This is a genomic window from Abiotrophia defectiva ATCC 49176, from assembly GCF_037041345.1.
Lineage (GTDB): Bacteria > Bacillota > Bacilli > Lactobacillales > Aerococcaceae > Abiotrophia.
Map to the genome: position 1 here is coordinate 1,480,111 of NZ_CP146287.1, position 18,301 is coordinate 1,498,411.

At 44.8% G+C, this 18,301-nt stretch carries 15 protein-coding genes; 1 reads left to right on the forward strand and 14 read right to left on the reverse strand.

What is annotated here, in order from left to right; all coding sequences use genetic code 11:
* Window positions 1–26 precede the first annotated feature (26 nt).
* The 11 genes from glyA to V7R82_RS06960 form a co-directional block, all read right to left on the reverse strand.
* Window positions 27–1,256 (reverse strand): serine hydroxymethyltransferase, encoded by a 1,230-nt coding sequence (glyA, locus tag V7R82_RS06910; protein WP_338542116.1) that lies wholly within the window; start codon window positions 1,254–1,256, stop codon window positions 27–29.
* 50 nt (window positions 1,257–1,306) lie between these two features.
* A complete protein-coding gene (locus tag V7R82_RS06915; protein WP_338542118.1) occupies window positions 1,307–2,329 on the reverse strand; it encodes an L-threonylcarbamoyladenylate synthase in 1,023 nt (340 codons plus the stop codon).
* 19 nt (window positions 2,330–2,348) lie between these two features.
* Window positions 2,349–3,212 carry a peptide chain release factor N(5)-glutamine methyltransferase gene (gene prmC / locus V7R82_RS06920; RefSeq protein WP_338542120.1) on the reverse strand — a complete coding sequence of 288 codons (864 nt, stop codon included), beginning with the start codon at window positions 3,210–3,212 and terminating at the stop codon, window positions 2,349–2,351.
* Complete coding sequence (gene prfA / locus V7R82_RS06925) at window positions 3,196–4,275, reverse strand: peptide chain release factor 1 (protein WP_070755231.1); 1,080 nt, start codon at window positions 4,273–4,275, stop codon at window positions 3,196–3,198. Before prfA ends, prmC begins: the two co-directional genes overlap by 17 nt.
* A gap of 11 nt (window positions 4,276–4,286) precedes the next feature.
* Window positions 4,287–4,862, reverse strand: coding sequence for a thymidine kinase (locus tag V7R82_RS06930; protein WP_070755230.1), 576 nt, complete (start codon window positions 4,860–4,862; stop codon window positions 4,287–4,289).
* Window positions 4,863–5,061: 199 nt separating this feature from the next.
* On the reverse strand, window positions 5,062–6,093 hold the full coding sequence (locus tag V7R82_RS06935) for a branched-chain amino acid aminotransferase (protein ID WP_338542123.1): 1,032 nt from the start codon (window positions 6,091–6,093) through the stop codon (window positions 5,062–5,064).
* A 28-nt stretch (window positions 6,094–6,121) separates the two neighbouring features.
* Window positions 6,122–7,213 (reverse strand): PTS transporter subunit IIC, encoded by a 1,092-nt coding sequence (locus V7R82_RS06940; RefSeq protein WP_311465576.1) that lies wholly within the window; start codon window positions 7,211–7,213, stop codon window positions 6,122–6,124.
* A 264-nt stretch (window positions 7,214–7,477) separates the two neighbouring features.
* Complete coding sequence (locus tag V7R82_RS06945; protein WP_338542124.1) at window positions 7,478–8,149, reverse strand: adenosylcobyric acid synthase; 672 nt, start codon at window positions 8,147–8,149, stop codon at window positions 7,478–7,480.
* A 19-nt stretch (window positions 8,150–8,168) separates the two neighbouring features.
* Window positions 8,169–9,509: a Mur ligase family protein gene (locus V7R82_RS06950; protein WP_338542126.1), complete on the reverse strand. Its 1,341-nt coding sequence runs from the start codon at window positions 9,507–9,509 to the stop codon at window positions 8,169–8,171.
* 177 nt (window positions 9,510–9,686) lie between these two features.
* The gene (locus V7R82_RS06955) at window positions 9,687–11,798 is read right to left on the reverse strand and encodes a PBP1A family penicillin-binding protein (protein WP_338542128.1); all 2,112 of its coding nucleotides are present in this window, start codon (window positions 11,796–11,798) and stop codon (window positions 9,687–9,689) included.
* Between the two features lie 217 nt (window positions 11,799–12,015).
* Window positions 12,016–14,226 (reverse strand): alpha-galactosidase, encoded by a 2,211-nt coding sequence (locus tag V7R82_RS06960; protein WP_338542130.1) that lies wholly within the window; start codon window positions 14,224–14,226, stop codon window positions 12,016–12,018.
* A gap of 259 nt (window positions 14,227–14,485) precedes the next feature.
* Between V7R82_RS06960 and V7R82_RS06965 the strand changes: the two genes are divergently transcribed.
* The gene (locus V7R82_RS06965) at window positions 14,486–15,316 is read left to right on the forward strand and encodes an AraC family transcriptional regulator (protein ID WP_338542132.1); all 831 of its coding nucleotides are present in this window, start codon (window positions 14,486–14,488) and stop codon (window positions 15,314–15,316) included.
* Between the two features lie 30 nt (window positions 15,317–15,346).
* On the opposite strand, the gene V7R82_RS06970 is transcribed toward V7R82_RS06965, so the two are convergent.
* The 3 genes from V7R82_RS06970 to V7R82_RS06980 all read right to left on the reverse strand — a co-directional run bounded on the left by V7R82_RS06970 (window position 15,347) and on the right by V7R82_RS06980 (window position 18,272).
* Entirely contained in the window at window positions 15,347–16,183 is an 837-nt protein-coding gene (locus V7R82_RS06970) for a DUF368 domain-containing protein (protein WP_338542133.1), read from the reverse strand.
* 186 nt (window positions 16,184–16,369) lie between these two features.
* Entirely contained in the window at window positions 16,370–17,503 is a 1,134-nt protein-coding gene (locus V7R82_RS06975) for an ATP-grasp domain-containing protein (protein ID WP_070755224.1), read from the reverse strand.
* 76 nt (window positions 17,504–17,579) lie between these two features.
* Entirely contained in the window at window positions 17,580–18,272 is a 693-nt protein-coding gene (locus tag V7R82_RS06980; protein WP_311464952.1) for a glycoside hydrolase family 73 protein, read from the reverse strand.
* Window positions 18,273–18,301 lie beyond the last annotated feature (29 nt).

Here is an 18,301-nt window from a genome sequence, read left to right on the forward strand (position 1 = left end):
GTCTCTCCTTTTCTGAGTCAATCAATTTAAGCTTGATAAAGTGGTAAGCCTGCAACGAGTTCTTTGACTTCTTGGCGGATAGCCACCAATTGGTCGTCAGAAGCTGTTAAAGTCTTGAGAATCAGACGGGCAACAGTCTGAGCTTGCGCTTCTTTCATGCCACGCGTTGTAATAGCAGATGTCCCTATTCGAATACCACTTGGATCAATGAAGGAACGGCTGTCGTTAGGAATCGAATTCTTGTTAACGGTAATCCCTACCTGATCCAAACGCTCTTGGGCTTCTTTCCCTGTCACACCTAGTGGTGTCACATCGAGATTAAAGAGGTGATTATCAGTTCCACCAGACACAACCCGTAGAGGGCTGTCTAAGAAAACCTCCACCATGGCTTGAGCGTTCTTAATCACCTGCGCTGCATAAGTCTTAAAACTTGGTTGCAAAGCTTCTAAGAGGGCAACAGCCTTAGCTGCTACCACATGCTCCAGAGGTCCCCCTTGAATACCTGGGAAGATGGCCATATTGAGTTGTTTAGCATACTGGGCCTTAGCTAAAATCAAGCCACCACGAGGGCCCCGTAAGGTTTTATGGGTCGTCGTTGTTACCACATCCGCATAAGGCACTGGGTTAGGATGGAGACCTGCCGCAACTAAGCCAGCAATATGGGCCATATCCACAAAGTAGATAGCCCCTACTTTCTTAGCAATTTGACCAATACGTTTAAAATCAATGGTCCGAGAATAAGCAGATGCTCCTGCAATAATCATCTTAGGTTTGACAGCTTCAGCTTGGGCTTCCAGTGCCTGATAATCAATCAATTCAGTAACAGGGTCTACACCATAAGCATGCATCTCATAAGACTGGCCAGAGAAATTAACAGGCGAACCATGAGTTAAGTGGCCACCTTGTGATAAATCCATGCCCAAGACACGGTCTCCAACATTGAGGAAAGCTCGGTAAACAGCAAGGTTGGCAGATGAACCAGAGTGGGGTTGTACGTTGGCGTATTCCGCACCAAAAAGTTCTTTCGCTCGATCAATCGCTGCTTGTTCAATGACATCAATGTATTCACAGCCACCATAATAGCGTCGGCCAGGATAGCCTTCAGCATACTTGTTGGTTAAGACACTTCCTTGCGCCTTAAGGACTGCAGGTGAAACAAAGTTCTCTGAGGCAATCAATTCAATTCCTTCTAATTGTCGCCGTTCTTCACGTTCAATAGTATCAAAAACCAAGGCATCATGTAATCTCTCAGTCATAGGTAACCTCCTTATTGGTTGACTCCCGCCAACCTATGTTCTGCTTCCTATTATAACATACTTGTGGCTGCTTTGTTCAACCGATTCATATAGGCATGATATTTTTCTGAATCTAAGGTTGCCTGCACTAAAATCCAATCACAGCCACTCGCTTCTAAGGCCCGTAATCCGGCATATAGTTGACGCGTCGCACTGACCGCATCATGAGGCTGACCTAAGGAATAAGTTGCCACAACTGGACTCTGATGACCCAAGGCCTGAATGATTGAATCATCCGCCAATAGCCCGACTTCCCCACCCTTGGCCACTAGCTTAGCCCGAAGTCTAGCTCTATCTTCAGTGGACTCAAACAAATAAACTTCTTGTTTAGGGCTATAGTGGCGATACTTAACGCCTGGTGACTGGAGCTGAGGGGCAGCTAATTGCTCTGCTACTGAGAATTCTTGAACGTTTGGGCACACTTGAGCCAACATGGACTGAGTGATTGCACCCGGGCGGAGAATTACCAATCGGTTAGCCATAGGACGGACTACTGTCGATTCAACACCAATTTGGGCTTGATCCGTATCGCCAGCCACTACGCCCGCAATCAGGCCATCAAAGTCTTGCATGACATGATCGACACTTGTAGGGCTAGGTTTACCTGATAAATTGGCACTCGGACCAACTAAAGGCGTCCCTACTAAGTCAATTAGGCGTAAGGCCGACTGTTGATTTGGCATGCGGAAAGCAACCGTTTCTTGGCCATTATTAACGTTTGCCGGAAAAACACCAGGCTTAACAGGCAAAATAATGGTCAAAGGACCCGGCCAAAAGCGCTCCATTAAATCCTTAGCCAATTTAGGCACCTCTGCCGCGTAGTCAAAGACTTGTTGTGCATCCTTGACATGAACAATGAGTGGGTTATCACTAGGACGACCTTTTGCTTGAAAGACCTTAGCAACTGCTTGTTCCTTAGTCGCGATGGCGCCTAAACCATAAACTGTCTCGGTAGGAAAGGCGACTAGCTCTCCTCTTCTTAAGAGAGCGGCCGCTTCATCCAATTCTCCCAAACGAAATTTCTTGGTTAACATTTTAGGCGGTCATCTCCTTTCATTCATTAATCTCTACTTGGACATAGCGGTCTCGGCCATTCAAATCCTGATGGCAACTAACCTTGGCTTGTGGGAAGGCTCGACGAAAAATGTCCACGACCTTCTGACCTTGTCGGAAACCAATCTCTAGAATCAAGCAAGCACTCGGCTTGAGATAGGACCCAATTTGCTTAGCCAGTTGGCGATAGAAAGCCAAGCCACCTTGCTCAGCAAACAATGCCATAGATGGCTCATAACGTTTAACCGACTCATCCATTAAATCTAATTCTGTCTCACTAATATAAGGAGGATTTGATACTACTAAATCGTAGGTTCGATCTTGAGGCAAGTCTTGACAGACATCCGTCACCAACCAATTAACAGTGGCCTGAAGATTTATGCCATTTTCTTTGGCAATAGCTAAGGCTTCAGGCGATAAATCGCCCGCGGTCAATTGAAGTTGTGGATGGCGCAAAGCCAAGCTAATAGCTAGAATACCAGATCCCGTCCCTAAATCCAGAGCTTGACTAGCATCTGGATGCTTTTCTAACCAGGTGGCCGCTAAATCTAAGATGCCTGCCGTATCTTCTCGGGGAATTAAGACGGCAGGTGTCACCTTAAAACGGTGACCATCAAAGTCTTCATAACCCAAAATATACTGCAAGGGCTCATGTGTCACTAGGCGATTTAAAACCTCTTGAAAGGCCTCATAGTCCTCCTGGTTAGGGACTTGATGAAGCTGTCTGACCAAATCAGTTAGAGTCCAATCGAAAACCCGCAGCCAATATGACTGGGCCAGACTACCATCAAAACCTCTTTCTTCCAAAAAAACTGAAGCACTCTTGAGTACTTCAGCCAGGCTTGCATTAGATTTGAGGGCCATTGAGCTCCTCCAATTTTTGGGTTTGGTCAAAGAGAACTAACCCGTCGATAATTTCATCTAATTTCCCCGACATAATGGCATCGAGTTGTTGAATAGTTAAGCCAATGCGGTGGTCAGTTACCCGGTTTTGTGGGTAGTTGTAGGTCCGAATCCGTTCAGAACGGTCACCAGTACCGACAGCTAATTTACGGTTAGAATCATATTCTGCCTGAGCTTCTGATTGGAGCATATCATAGACACGAGCACGCAAGACCTTCATGGCCTTCTCCCGGTTCTTAAGTTGGCTCCGCTCATCTTGCATCGCAACGACCACCCCAGTTGGCAAGTGAGTCAAACGAACCGCTGAGGCAGTCTTGTTGACGTGCTGACCACCGGCCCCACTAGCATGATAGATATCTACCCGGATATCAGCATCCTTGAGGTCTAAGTCGACTTCTTCAGCTTCAGGCATCACGACTACAGTTGCGGTAGAGGTGTGCACGCGGCCTTGAGATTCCGTCTCGGGTACCCTTTGAACACGGTGGGCTCCGTTCTCAAACTTAAGCTTGCTATAAACCTTATGCCCAGTAATCATGAGGCTGACTTCCTTATAGCCCCCAATCCCAGTAATATTGGCGTCTAAGACTTCTACCTTCCAACCTTGGCTATCAGCATATCGCGTATACATATTGAGAAGGTCACCAGCAAAGAGTTGCGCTTCGTCCCCACCCGCTGCCCCACGGATTTCCATGATGATGTTTTTACCATCATTTGGGTCTTCAGGCAACATCATGACTTTAATTTCTTCTTCTAGACGAGGTTTTTCAGCCTTTAATTCCGCCAATTCCATTTTAGCCAATTCAGCCATATCAGCGTCTAAGCCTTCACCTAGCATATCTTCGGTATCTTTAATTTCTTGTTGGACCTGCTTGTAGCGTTTGATCTTTGCTACCTTAGGGCTCAAGTCCGATTCTTCAATGGTCAGTTCCCGCAAACGTTTGGAGTCCGAGATGACTTCTGGGTCACTGAGTAATTCGTGTAATTCCTCAAAACGAAAAATGAGGGCATCCAATTGTTCAAACATAGTGGTCTCCTTTACTTAATTAATCCGGGATTCTTGTAACAGCGACGGCAAACCGGGTAGTAAGACTCGTTGCCTCCGATTTGAATTTGTTCACCTTGATAAACAGGCTTGCCATCTGAAATCCGCAAATTCATTATGGCCTTGCGGTGGCAGAACCAACAGATGGTTTTAATTTCTTCAATCTTATCAGCGTAGAGCAAGAGATATTTTGACCCTTCAAAAAGTTCATTGGTAAAGTCATTTTTAAGGCCAAAGCACATGACTGGAATATCAAGTTCATCCACTACTCGCGCTAGCTGCAAAATGTGTTCTTTGCTGAGAAATTGCGATTCGTCAATTAAAATGCAGTAACGCTTAGGCGTCAAATCCTTAATGGTCTCAAATAGGTCCATGTCCTCTGTAATAGGCGTGGCTTGGCGTTGGAAACCTGCCCGACTATTGACAATTCCTATATCAACGCGCGTATCAATGGCACTGGTAAAAAGTTCAACCGGTTTATTTTGTTCTTCGTAGTTATGGGCCACCTTAATAATCTCAATCGATTTCCCACTATTCATGGCGCCATACTTAAAATAAAACTGTGCCACACTAAGCATCCTTTCTTGGGTATTTTTAAGCGCAAATTTCACTGTCCCAACTAGTAATGATAAGGGAAAAGAGCTCAATAGTCAATCAAAGAATCAGCAAAGCTAGCTAGCTCAACCCATCTGAAATTCTATTCTTCTGAACCTATAATTTTTCCATAACAAAAAGGCAGGAACTTGAGTTCCTGCCCCTTAATCCTGATTATTTAACTGGTACTTTTTGAATCCAGCCTTCTGGAGCTTCAACATCTCCGTATTGGATGCCCACTAATTCATCATAAAGACGTTTAGTGATGGGCCCCACTTCTGTTTCAGAATGGAAGACATACTTCCTATCACCAACTGTGATTGAGCCAACTGGGCTGATAACGGCAGCCGTCCCACAAGCACCAGCTTCTACGTATTGATCTAATTGATCAACATACACATCGCCTTCTTCTACTTCCAAGCCCAAGCGTTCTTTGGCTAAGTATAAGAGTGAATACTTGGTAATAGATGGCAAGATAGAAGGAGATAATGGCGTAACGAATTTGTTATCCTTAGTAATCCCGAAGAAGTTAGCTGCCCCAACTTCCTCAATCTTAGTCTTGGTTGCTGGGTCCAAATAGATAGCGTCAGTATATCCATCTAATTTAGCCTTCTTACCTGGATAGAGGCTGGCAGCATAGTTACCCGCTACCTTAGCAGCCCCTGTCCCTTGTGGCGCTGCACGGTCATAATCCGATACAACAAAGTTACTTGGAGTTAAGCCACCCTTGAAGTAGGCACCTACAGGAGATACATAAATTCCGAAGAGGTATTCATCTGCAGGTGAAACCCCAATTGATGCGCCCAAGCCGATGAGGAAAGGACGGATATAAAGTGTCGCGCCTGATTCATAAGGTGGCACCCAATCCGCATTAGCTGCTACCACTTCTTTAACTGCTTCAACAAACCAATCCTCTGGGTAGGCCGGCATCAAGAGACGCTCAGCAGAACGGCGCATACGCGCCGCATTTTGATCAACGCGGAAAAGGTTGATTTCACCAGATTTGGTGCGGTAAGCCTTCAAACCTTCAAAACATGTTTGACCATAGTGTAAAACGTTAGCCGCTTCACTCATGGTAATGGTGGCATCTTCTGTAATGCCGCCCTTTTCCCAAGCACCATTACGGTAGTATGCACGGTAACGTTTGCCCGTATCGGTATAGCCAAAACCTAAGTTATTCCAATCCATTTGTTCTGGTGTTGTCATTGTCTATTCCTCCAATATAATAATGAGATTAGTTAGAACCTTTGAATACGAAAATTTCTTCATCATAGAGTTTCAAGACTTTGGTGAAGAGGAAGTGAACTAGGAAAGTTACCACTGCTGGCACAGCCACCCAGATGAGGAGCATGAGCAAGAAGTTATTTCCTAAACTTGGTAAGGAAGCAATTGGGCCAACCAAACCAACTAAACCGAAACCAGAGGTTTGTGGTGTCCCTGTCAAGTTAAAGACTGGAACCAAAACAGCTGTAATAGCTGAAGATAAGAGAAGCCCGGCTGACATAATTGGATGAGTCAGATAGTTAGGCATCATCATTTTCATAGCCCCCAAAGCAATTGCTGTTGGAACACCTGGCTTATTCTTCTTATGAGTTGCCCAGACTAAGTATAGAGCCGTAGTCCCGACCCCCATAGAGGCCGCCCCAGCTGATAGGCCAGATAATGAAATAGCTAAGCCGATTGCGACGGTTGAAATTGGAGTTAAGATTAAGATAGCAAAAGACATACAAATCAAGATACTCATTACGAAAGGTTGATATTGTACGAAGGTTTCAATTACGTGACCAATCGTATCTGTCACTTGTTTAACATATGGAAGGAGCTTGTAACCAAGTAAACCGACTCCGGAACCTACCACAATTGGTAAGAGGATAATTTCTAAGGCACCAAAATGGTGGCCCACTAACTGGATGACAGCTACCGCAAGAGCTGCCGTTACCATAGCATTAATCAAATCTCCTGTCCCGGCAAGTTGGAAGATTTGGCCTGTCTTGTCACCGATGGTTGCTTCAACCGCTTTCCAAGCACCAGACCCGATAAAGGTAGCCCCACCGACCGCAATCATCTGCATTGGCTTCATATTGAATTGATGTGCAATCAAGAACCCGGCCATAACAGGAATGAAGAACTGGAAGATGGTAATAATATTTAAGTAGTCCACTAAATATGGCTTAATAGCAGGGTAATTGCTCTGAAGGGCTGTGAGCGCCGCCTTCAAGACTGCATTAGGAATCAAAGCTACTACGATAGCAATGGCTGTCCCATTCAATACATTGTTTATAAAATTATAGGCAGACGATTTGGTCTTTTCATTCGTCATAGAGATACCTCTTTTCTTTTTAGGATGCCATAATTTTAACGTATTTCTAATCTTATTGCAAGGTAGTTTTTCATTTTTCTGAAAATAATCCTTAGATGGACAAACACAGAAGTCAAAGCTAGTAACTAGTTATCACGAACTTCTCATTTAATTACCTACATCCTGAGATTATGTTTGTGAAATTTCTTCAGAGGTCCGCCATCACCTCTTACTTAAGGCACAAGAAAAGAGACTAGGCAACTAGTCTCTCTTTAATCCTTTATAGCTGGCTTAGACTTTTGAAGCCTTCTTAGCTTCATTATTGGCAATAGCCAATGCCACCAAATGTTTTGCTAAACCTTCATTCCGTACTAGAAGCGGGCCGTGGAAATAGCTACCATAAGTATTGCGATAGTGCATACCCTCGGTTTTGTCTTGGCCATTGTTCCCATGACCGGTCACTACGCGACCAAGCGGTGCTTGATTGGGACCTAGTGTGGTCACCCCATTATGATTTTCAAAGCCATAATAAGTCACTTGATTGACTTCATCATAGATTTCAATATCTCCGATGAAGCGAGTGCCTTCTTGGCGTTCTGTCTTATGTGGAAAAATACCTAGGCATTCAATTTTCTGCCCTTCTGCTGTCATATAGTATTGACCCAAAAATTGGAAGCCACCACAAATGGCAAGCAAGACGCCATCTGATTCAATATAACGCTCTAATTCATCCTTTAGACGGCCAATATCGCGCGCAATAATCCCCTGCTCGTAATCCTGCCCACCACCAATAAAGACGATATCGTAGTCATCCGCCTTAAAATCATCACCTAGACTGACCAATTTTGTTTCTACTTGATAGCCGGCTTGTTTAGCATGATACTGTAACATGAGGAGATTACCGTTATCTCCATAGGTATTCAAGAGATTGCCATAGAGATGGCAGATTCGTAAAGTTTTCATTCAATCTAGCCCTCCCGTTTTATTGTTTCAGGTAGCCCTTGGCTACTAGTAATTTACGTAAATCTAACATGGCGGTATAGGTAGCCAAGATATGAATATGAGGTGTCGTGCTCGCTTCGATAGCCGCAACAACCGCCTCAAGGCTATCTAGCTCATGGATACGCTCTGAATCAAGCCCTGCTACCTCAAGACGCTTGGTCATATCCTTAACCCGCATCCCTGCTGTATAAACTTCTTGAATTGGGAAATCAACCATCTGTTCATAATGACCATCCCAAATCCAGCTGACATCTGTTCCATCTGCATAGCGGTTATTGAGAATGGCCACTAAGTTATAAGGCTCTGGATCCAATTTAATAAGTGCTAAAACTTGATCCAATCCGACTGGATTCTTAACCAAGTTAAGAAGGACTTTCTTATCCCCTACTTGAAAGAACTCTTGACGGCCGAACACCCGCTCTGCTTGCTTAAAGCCAGCTTCAATGGCCTCAGGAGACACACCAAATTCACGAGCCACACTATAGGCTGCTAAGGCATTATAGATATTATAGAGCCCTGCTACTGGAATAGCGTATTCATGTCCTTCAATGGCAAAACGCGAATGAGTCAGCGCTAATTCTTCCAGAGCCGTCACGCGATAATTTAAATCTGGACGTTTGAAGCCACAATGCGGGCAATAGTATTTCCCTAAGTTGGCATAAGTATTGCTGTGATAGCGAAGGATATGCTGACATTCTGGGCAGAGAATACCATCCGTATTATAGTGGGGCGTTACCTCATGGTCCTCTTCATGGTCAAAACCAAAGTATACTCGACGATTAGGCAAAGCCACTGAATTAAATAGAGGAGAGTCTCCATTGGCAATCACAGTCGCTTCTGGCACCTGCTTAGCAGCGTCCGCCATGAGTTTATAAATAGTATAGATTTCACCATAACGGTCCATTTGATCTCGAAAGACGTTGGTGTGGACAAAAGCCTTAGGAGCTAGGGCCTTAACCACGTGTTTAAGGGAGCCTTCATCGACTTCCAGAACAGCTACACCTCGTTGCCCTTTAGGTAAGGCTGGTGCAGATAAAAAGGTGGACACAATCCCTTGCTTCATATTAGAACCTGTTGGATTAGTCAGTATGTGGTCGTAAGACTGGGCCAAGGCATGGACTGTCAAAGCTGTGGTCAAGGTTTTACCATTTGTACCCGTAATAATGACGACATCATAGTTCTTTGCCAACTCGGCTAGAAGATTTGGATCCAGGGCTAGGGCTAATTTACCAGGTAGGCTAGAACCACCACTGGTAAAGGTCGTGAGAGCCCAGCGGGTTAAGCGACCTACTCCGGTCGCTAATTTACTTCGTAAGGTCATAACGAGACTCCTTCAACTTCAAAATTTTGGATTCATTAAGCTAATAAATAGGCCTGCAGAGGGACCTAATAAGACAAGCGCATCATAGAATTTAAGACACAAAACTCATTTTCTATTTTATCCCCCTAGCCAGCAAAAAGCAAGGACCGAGGCCCCTGCTTTCTCTAACTATCTAGCTTAAAATGGCCAGTCAATCGAGCGCCACCAATCACCCACACCACGCACAGCTTCCTTGGTGGTGAAGACAATGTCGTCCCATAGGTTACCCGCATTTTGGTTAACCCATTTGGCTCCCTGATCAATGGTTTCTCCAACATTATAGTGCTGAACTGCATCAGCAACTGGATTGGTGTCGGTCGTCATTTGCGAAGCCATTTCTAGACCAAATGAAGTCTGTGGCGATGCCGACATGAGATTAGTAGTCTGAATTGAGAAGAGCTGGCGCATACCGCTAGGCATTAAATCATCCAGTGATTGCTCCCCAGACTTATCTAAGCCTACCCAAGAAGCAATAACAAAATCTGGTGTATAGCCAATCATCCATTTATCACGAGTTGCCATGTTGCCGTCCGATACTTCCGTTGACCCTGTTTTACCCGCGATTTGACCAAAACTAGGTCCGGCACCATAACCAGTTCCATTACCACCATAAGTTTCCAGCATCATGCTAGTCATATCGGCTGCTACTCGTGGTGTCATTACCATATATTTAGTTGGTCGAGTATTCTGGTAGATAATATGGCCACTGGCGTCTTTAATTTGACGAATTAAGTAGCTATCATTACGAATCCCCTTGTTGGCAAAGGCTGCATAGGCACTAGCCATCTGCAAAGGCGATACCCCTTGGCTGAGGGCGCCCAAGGCCAAGGTGAGTTGTTGGTCTTGAGCTTGAATCTTGAGACCAAATTGATCTAACTTTTGCACTGACTTGCCTATTCCTAACTGATCCATCAAGTAGACAGCTGAAGTGTTCTTACTTTGGGCTAAGGCATAATAAAGTGGGACTTGACCCGATGGATCAGTCTGACGATCATAGTTCTCAGGTGCATAATGGTTGTTCCCATAGGATCTTACCTGATCAGGCACCTGACTATTAATTTTATAACCCGCCTCAAGCGCTGGCTCATAGACCGCCAGTGGCTTGATTGTAGAACCTGGCGAGCGTCTCATGTCAGTTGCCCGGTTAAAACCACGGTGGACGTAATCACCTCGCCCACCGTAGATGGCCATCACACCACCTGTTGAAGGCTCTACCACAACTGAGGCGCTCTGTACTAATGGAGTTCCCGTATTATCATCTGGGAAAATCCCCTGCACTTGATAGGCTGAATCCAAGGCATTTTGATATTCAGGATTAAGGTAGGTATAAATCTTATAGCCCTTAGCCAGCAAGTCCGCTTCAGGAATCCCAGTTTCAGCTACCGCCTCATCTAACACCGCATCGAAATAGGCCGGATATTGGTCCTGCTCCTTAGCCACATAGGCATCATGAAGTTCAATACCCGAAGATTTAATTGACTGCGCCGTTTGACTATCAATCACTGACTCCTGTTCCAAGAGACCAACCACTACGTTACGGCGTTCGATTGCCGCCTCGTAGTCATCAATAGGGTTAAAGAGTGATGGCCCTTTGAGAATACCTGTCAGAACCGCTGCCTCATTCCAAGACAGGCTAGCTGCCGAGTGACCAAAATAACGTTGCGAGGCATCTTCGACACCCCAGACCCCATTACCAAAGTAGGCATGATTGAGATACATCTCTAGAATCTGGTCCTTACTAAATTGTTTTTCGACTTCAAGGGCCAGGAAAAATTCCTTGAGCTTACGTTGTAGCGTCTGGTCTAAGGTCAAAAAGGCATTCTTAACCAGTTGCTGGGTCAAGGTCGAGCCGCCCCCGCCAGAAGTATTGCGATTGATTACAAATCGCACTAGGGCCCGCCCTATCCCTTGGGCATCAAATCCGTTATGCTGATAAAATCGCTTATCTTCCGTTGCCACCACCGCTTCACGGATAGTAGTAGACATCTGGTCTAAATTTATATAAGTTCCCTTCTGGGCACTCAGAGTTCCAGCTTCTTGGTCATTCTTATCATAGATGGTCGTAACCGTCTTGAGTGCATCTTGTAGCATAGCCACATTGGTCGTCTTAGCGATAAAAACCAAGTAGGTCGACATGACTAGCATGATTGACATGCCGATAAGGATTAACCATTTCCAGCCACGGTAATACCGCCAGATGCCTTTGAAACCTTGCCAAAGCCGGCTTCTAAAACTTGCTTGACTGGCCATTATGATCACCTCATTACTTCATTCATGTCCCTTATTATACTGGAAAATTACGAATTTCTTATGAATTTTGACTGCTAAGCGTGAAAATTTAAGTATTTCTTAGAAAACGGCTAATAAGAAAACTTCCCATTATATCATATATGATATAATGGGAAGTTTATTTTTACCTCAAGACCTAAAAAACAGCACCTGAAACCAGGTGCTGAATGTCTAATTCTTAATCTACTAATGCCTTGACGTGGTAGAGTCGACTGGCATAGTCACCCTCCAATTGTGGAAAGACATAGAAGCCTGCTTGCATCAGTTCTGCCCCGGTCGCGACAAATTCTTGCTCCTCTGATTTCACTTGATAGCGCCTTTCTGGGCGCAAGTCCTGTAACTTAAGCACCTGCAATGGCATGGAAGCTTGAGTTAGAGTCTGAGCCAACAAGACCATTGCCTGATCTTGCTCTGGGCTAACCACCATCCAGGCTGTCAGCTTATCCTGGAAAGGACTTAGCAGGCGACTAAAGCGACCAAACTGGAAGAGAGCACGATGTTGCTTGTAGAAGTTCACTTGTTGTCGAATGCTTTCAACTTCTTCTTTTGGCAGTTTGGTTAAATCAAGCTCATAACCAAAATCACCAAAGTAGGCGACCTGAGCCCGAGTCGCGAGAGGGGTCACACGATGTGTCTGATGGTTAGGCACTGCGGATACATGAGCTCCCATGGTGTGCTGCGGCACCATCATGGAGGTCCCGTACTGAATCTTCAGGCGCTCTACAGCATCCGTGTTATCCGACGTCCAGGTTTGTGGCATATAGGCGAGAATGCCTAAGTCAAAACGACCTCCCCCACCTGAACAACTTTCGAATAGAATGTGAGGATAGGCCTTAGTCAACCGTTCCATGAGATCATAGACCCCCAAAGTATAACGATGAGCTACCTGTCCCTGAGCTTGGCCAGGTAAATGTAGAGCATAGACTTCAGTAAGATGACGGTTCATATCCCACTTGATATAGTCAATCGGTACTTGATTCAGGATTTTGCTAATCTGTTGGAATAGGTTATCTCGGACATCTGGATTGGCCATATTCAAGACTAACTGCTGACGACCAGGTGTCAAACTTCGACCGGGTGTCTGGATGGCCCACTCAGGATGCTCTCGAAAGAGATTACTATTTTCTGAAATCATCTCAGGTTCAAACCAGAGTCCAAACTTCATCCCTTTTCCATGGACATATTCCGATAAACCTACCAAGCCCTGTGGCAATTTACTTTCCTGTTCAAACCAATCACCCAGCGAACTATTATCATGATTACGTTGGCCGAACCAACCATCATCTAGGACGAAGAGTTCAATCCCAAGATCTGCTGCTTGGTCAATCAAGGCGTGCAATCTAGGTTGATCAAAGTCAAAATAGGTTGCCTCCCAGTTATTTATGAGAATCGGTCTTTCCACACCACGGAAGCGACTAGGAATCAAATGCTGACTGACAAAATCATGGTAAGCTTGGGATAAGCCATTCAAACCACGATTACTATAAGCCAAGACAACCTGTGGAGTTTGGAAGCTTTCCCCAGGAGCCAACTCCCAATCCAATCCTAGCGATTGTATGCCTGCCTGAAGCCGAATTTGATTATAGGAGTCCATCTGAACAGACATCTCAAAGCTGCCACTGTAAATGAGCTGGGCACCCAAAGCCTGACCTAAATGTTCAGTCGTCTCAGGCGCTACTAAAGCCACATAAGGACTCTGGTGGTGGCTGCTCGTTCCTCGTTTACTATCTAGAACTTTGATGCCGTGATGGATGGCCTCACGCTCCACGAATCGCTCCCGAGCCCAGGTACCGTTTAAGTGGATAAGTTCTGCTTGCCTTGGCGACAAATCCAATTGAAAACTGGAAATTTTCTCAATCCGGCTTGTCTCACTGCCCTTATTGTGAAGAGCGACTGATCTCACCACTACTGCTTGGTCCTCAAAAATCGTATAGGATAGGACGAGTTCTAGCGATTTAAGTGCATCTTTAAGGTAGATTTTGAGGGTGACGGCCTCTTGACCTCCATCTACTTTCGCATGAGGGAGACCTTCCAAGGTTGGACTGCCCGCCACAATTTCATGACGGTCATACCGAAAATCACTGACCGTGGAGCCATCAGCATGACGTAAGACTAGGGCCGGGTGCCGGAAATCCCCACGATTATATTGACTATATTCATAAAGCAAATTCCCAACCGAGAAATCACGTACATCTGCTCCAAACTCGACCGACTCCACTTCAAAATCGCGATGAATCCGTGGATAAGCCGCTATGCCACTGTAATGTTCCAAGCGCTGGCCAAAATAGAGATGAGTGACATAACCAAAACGTTCCAACTGAATCAGATAGGACAGCTTCTGGTTGCGTAGGTGGAAGACTTGTTGACTACTATCGAAAATAACTTCCATTGTTTATGTGCTCCTTTCAAAAAATGAGTTTCTAGGGTTGCCTAATCCAAGAATAATTGATAAGTAAGTCCTTGTCATAATGAACTTTGTTTAAGCTAACTATAACATGTCATTCCAAGCCATCGAATAGTTAAATGTCACTTCCTTTATTCGTTTTTAAGTTATAAGATGATTTTCAGATATATAATAGCGCTTTAGCGAATATAAAGTTTGACTAATTATTAAAGCGTTTACTATAATTGAGAAAAGGAGGATCCCTATGAGCCGAGCAGAATTCTATGTCTTCCACAACAAAACGTCTATTGAACTTTATCCTATTCAATTTGGTCGCGAGGCTTGCGCCCCCTTGCATCGCATGGGACCCACACAAACCCATAACTATCTCTTCCATTACATTCTGTCTGGCCAAGGACGCTTTTCACTGGTAGGCCAGAAGGCACAAACGCTCTCTGCGGGGCAAGGTTTTTTAATGACGCCCGACTGCATTTGTGCCTATGAAGCGGATGAATCCGACCCTTGGACCTATTGTTGGGTTGAGTTTAATGGGCTAAAAGCTAAGCACTTTTTACAGGAAGCGGGCTTTAATGCTTCTAATTATCTCTTTAAACCTAAGCAGCAGTCTGTGCAAGATAACATCATGGCCCCCCTCATGCAACTGATTAATAACCCTAAGCAACATGAGTCTTTCTTAATCGGCCAACTCTACCTAGTCATGGATGCCCTGATTCGTTACTCTAACCACACCCAACTCATACCCCAAAATGATGTTCACAACTTTTATATTCGCGAGGCCATTCGTTTTATTCAAGATCATTTTGCCGAGTCTATCTCGATTGATGATATCGCACAACATTGCAACCTGAATCGCAATTACTTTAGCAAGTTATTCAAACAGGAAATGGGCTTAACTCCTTCTCAATTTATTCTTAACTACCGCATGAATATTGCATGCCAGCTCCTAACTAATCGCCAATTATCCATCCAATCTATTGCCCAGCAAGTCGGTTATACCAATCAATTCAACTTTTCTGCTGCCTTTAAACGCGTCAAAAGTTTGGCTCCCTACGATTGGCGCAAGCTCTATGCCTAAAGAAAAAGCCCGGTTTCCCGGGCTTTTGTTTTACTTATATTTTTCTTCAAGCTGGGCCATCCACCAACCCATCCCTGTCCCCAAAAAAAGAGTAAGGAAGCAGAGCAGGTATTGGAGCAAGCCAAAGCCAGTGTACTCTCTTGGAATAATCTCAATCGTTGAAGCAAGGACAATCCCAAAAATAAAATGGAAGAAGACACTGTAATGACTGCGGAAAATACGCTCAATCAGCTTAGAAAGCAAGATAATGGTCGCCAAGCCACCCAAGCCAATTGGAATCAGAACGGCTAAGTCTAACTGCTTAAATCCTGTCGCCATTTTCTCATAGAGTCCCATATAAAGGATAAAGTTAGATGGACTAAGGCCAGGTACTAGAATCCCTAAAGCAATCAGCGCCCCGGAGATAAACCAAGAAATGAAGTTAGCCTCGACTTGGCCATTAAAGAGATGGCTACCAAACTGTAAAAGCACAATCCCAAAGATAAAAGATCCAGCTAGCACCCATAAGTCCTTATGGCTTCGCCCTTCTTTACCAGCTTCTCGCCATAAAGCAGGCGCGGATCCTAGGATACAGCCGACAAAGAACCAAGAAACGATAGTAGCATAGTTAGCTAATAGGTAGCTGACCCCAAAGGAGAAGAGGACAATACCGAAAAGCGCCCCTAGTCCTACCGGAATAAAATAGAGGATATTTTCTTTGAAGTTCTTGGTTAAGTTGGCCAAGAAACCAATAATGCGCTCATAGATTCCAAAGATAGCAGCAAGCGCCCCGCCACTAACCCCTGGCACAATAAAGCCAGAGCCAATCAGTATCCCTACCAAAAAGCGATAGAGAAAAGGTTGTTGTTTTTCTTCTTGATGTTCCACCAAATGGAAACCCTCCTTATACAATCTGTCGTTCCAGGCTGGACCTGAAACCCCTGTTCTCTAGTCTAGCGTGAATTAGCTCAGAATGCAAGGCTGGGGCTAAGTTTAGCGGATATTTCCTTAAGGCTAGAAATGACTTCTTAACACTTATAAACAAAAATAGGTAGCCATAAGGCTACCTATTTCTTATTTTTTCAAGATATCCGTCAACTCAATCTGACGTTGACAATGAGCCAAACTTTCCCCTGTGACAATGACTTGTCCTTCTAAATCCAGAGGATTACGTCCCATTGGATTGAAGAGAGCAAAGCCCCAGTCAGTCCGTAACATGTATTGGGTCATGACCTGCTCAGCATTTAAGGCTTCTAGAGGTAAGGCGATGGCCGCATCAGCCAAAGGTACTAGACTAGGCAGAGGTAATCCGACTACTGAGCGCACCATGGCTTCATAACAGGACAAGGACATGGCACCTAGAGTAAACATGGCTGCGTCCTTAGCGCCTATCTCAACACTATTAATATAGACCACGCCAGCAGAAGTCACCAGAAAATCAATGGTCATACAGCCCACTAAGGCTAAAGTCTCGACTAAATAGCGCCCCAAGCGACGGATTTCTCGCTCAACTTCTTCATGGAGTTTGACTGGGTAGCGGACCTGCGTACCACTCACTGCACTAGATTGAACTTGTTCAAATGGTGGATAGACCAGGAGTTCCCCTCGTTCGTTCCGAACCACCGACAAGGAGACTACTTTTTCGCTAGGAATCCAAGCCTCAAGTATACAGGTTCCCAAGGCAATTTTGTCTTGAGCAGCTTCATAGTCAGCCTCGCTATAAAGAATGAGATGGCTGCTCACAGCTTCAATGTGCCGTTGGGTATATTTGAGATAGCAAGGGAAGCCGATAAACTCCACTGCCTCCTTGACATCCTCTAGCGAAGTCACCATAGCAAAAGGCGCCACCAAGCAACGTTTCTCATCTAGATAGGCCTTCTCAATCAGACGGTCTGTGGCAATAGCCCGCAAGTCTTCCGATAGCGTAACATCCGTAATATCGGCTAAAACCTTAAATGCCAAATTAGACAAGAGTCCCGGCTCTACAATTACGGTATCAATCCGCCCAGCGAAAAATCTCAAGGTTGCTTCATCATATGCTTCGGCCACTGTCTGCCAAGTTGCAAATTGCCGCACTAAATTATCTGGATTTAGAACTAGGCTCGCTACACGGTAGCCTAATTTCCCTGCCGCTTGAGCCAGAAGGGCAGCATGAATGCTAGAACCAATTATCCCTACTGTTTCACCTGGATAGTGTTTTTCTGGCACAGTGCCACCTCCTTTATCTCATTCACACCTTACTAGTTTACCATACTTTATAACTGAAACCTACACAATTTTAAAATTATTGATCATATTGAGTTAGTTGCCATTCTTCAATCATTGCAATTAATTTATCAGCATAATCTGGATCCGTCGCATAACCTGACGACTGCAAACCGCGAGCCTGGGACTGATAGTCCTTGGCCTCTAAGACCGCCTGGTACTGCTTAGCGTTCCAAGAAGTTCCATAAAAAATTAGTTCAGCATGCTTAACCAAGGAGTCCTCCCAAGATTTATAAACTTTGAAACGATCCACGATTGTTACCCACTCATTATTGACATACTCCTTAGTCTCTAAATCCACGCCATTAGGATCGTCTGCTGCGGCTTTGACACCAAAGAGATTGTAGTAATTAGCCGCTAACTGGCTCTGGCCGAAATCTGACTCAACCATGGCTTGGGCCAAGGAAACGCTAGCCAAAACTCCATACTCTTTCTGTAAGCGTTGAGCCGTAGGAACTAACTTTTGAACAAACGATTCACGGCTAACATGTTGAATCTGAGTATTGTTGTCAGGTTGACCGCTTCGATCTTGGATAACTTGATAGGTCAAGAACAATACCAGCATGAGTCCAATCCCCATAACGGTTCCCTTGCCTAATTTTTGATAGAGAGCTAAGCGGAATTTGCGCCAACGAGTCTTTATTTTTTTCCAGCTCCACTTGCTACTCTTCTTTTTCTTTTTAGCATAGTAGCTTTTACCTCTTTTAGTCATGGGTCACCTCCTTGGGATTTGATTTACTT

Excerpts from the sequence above, each read along its gene's own strand:
- glyA (WP_338542116.1), bottom strand. The coding sequence starts at position 1,256 with ATGACTGAGAGATTACATGATGCCTTGGTTTTTGATACTATTGAACGT.
- V7R82_RS06915 (WP_338542118.1), bottom strand. The coding sequence starts at position 2,329 with ATGTTAACCAAGAAATTTCGTTTGGGAGAATTGGATGAAGCGGCCGCT.
- prmC (WP_338542120.1), bottom strand. The coding sequence starts at position 3,212 with ATGGCCCTCAAATCTAATGCAAGCCTGGCTGAAGTACTCAAGAGTGCT.
- prfA (WP_070755231.1), bottom strand. The coding sequence starts at position 4,275 with ATGTTTGAACAATTGGATGCCCTCATTTTTCGTTTTGAGGAATTACAC.
- V7R82_RS06935 (WP_338542123.1), bottom strand. The coding sequence starts at position 6,093 with ATGACAACACCAGAACAAATGGATTGGAATAACTTAGGTTTTGGCTAT.
- V7R82_RS06945 (WP_338542124.1), bottom strand. The coding sequence starts at position 8,149 with ATGAAAACTTTACGAATCTGCCATCTCTATGGCAATCTCTTGAATACC.
- V7R82_RS06950 (WP_338542126.1), bottom strand. The coding sequence starts at position 9,509 with ATGACCTTACGAAGTAAATTAGCGACCGGAGTAGGTCGCTTAACCCGC.
- V7R82_RS06955 (WP_338542128.1), bottom strand. The coding sequence starts at position 11,798 with ATGGCCAGTCAAGCAAGTTTTAGAAGCCGGCTTTGGCAAGGTTTCAAA.
- V7R82_RS06960 (WP_338542130.1), bottom strand. The coding sequence starts at position 14,226 with ATGGAAGTTATTTTCGATAGTAGTCAACAAGTCTTCCACCTACGCAAC.
- V7R82_RS06965 (WP_338542132.1), top strand. The coding sequence starts at position 14,486 with ATGAGCCGAGCAGAATTCTATGTCTTCCACAACAAAACGTCTATTGAA.
- V7R82_RS06980 (WP_311464952.1), bottom strand. The coding sequence starts at position 18,272 with ATGACTAAAAGAGGTAAAAGCTACTATGCTAAAAAGAAAAAGAAGAGT.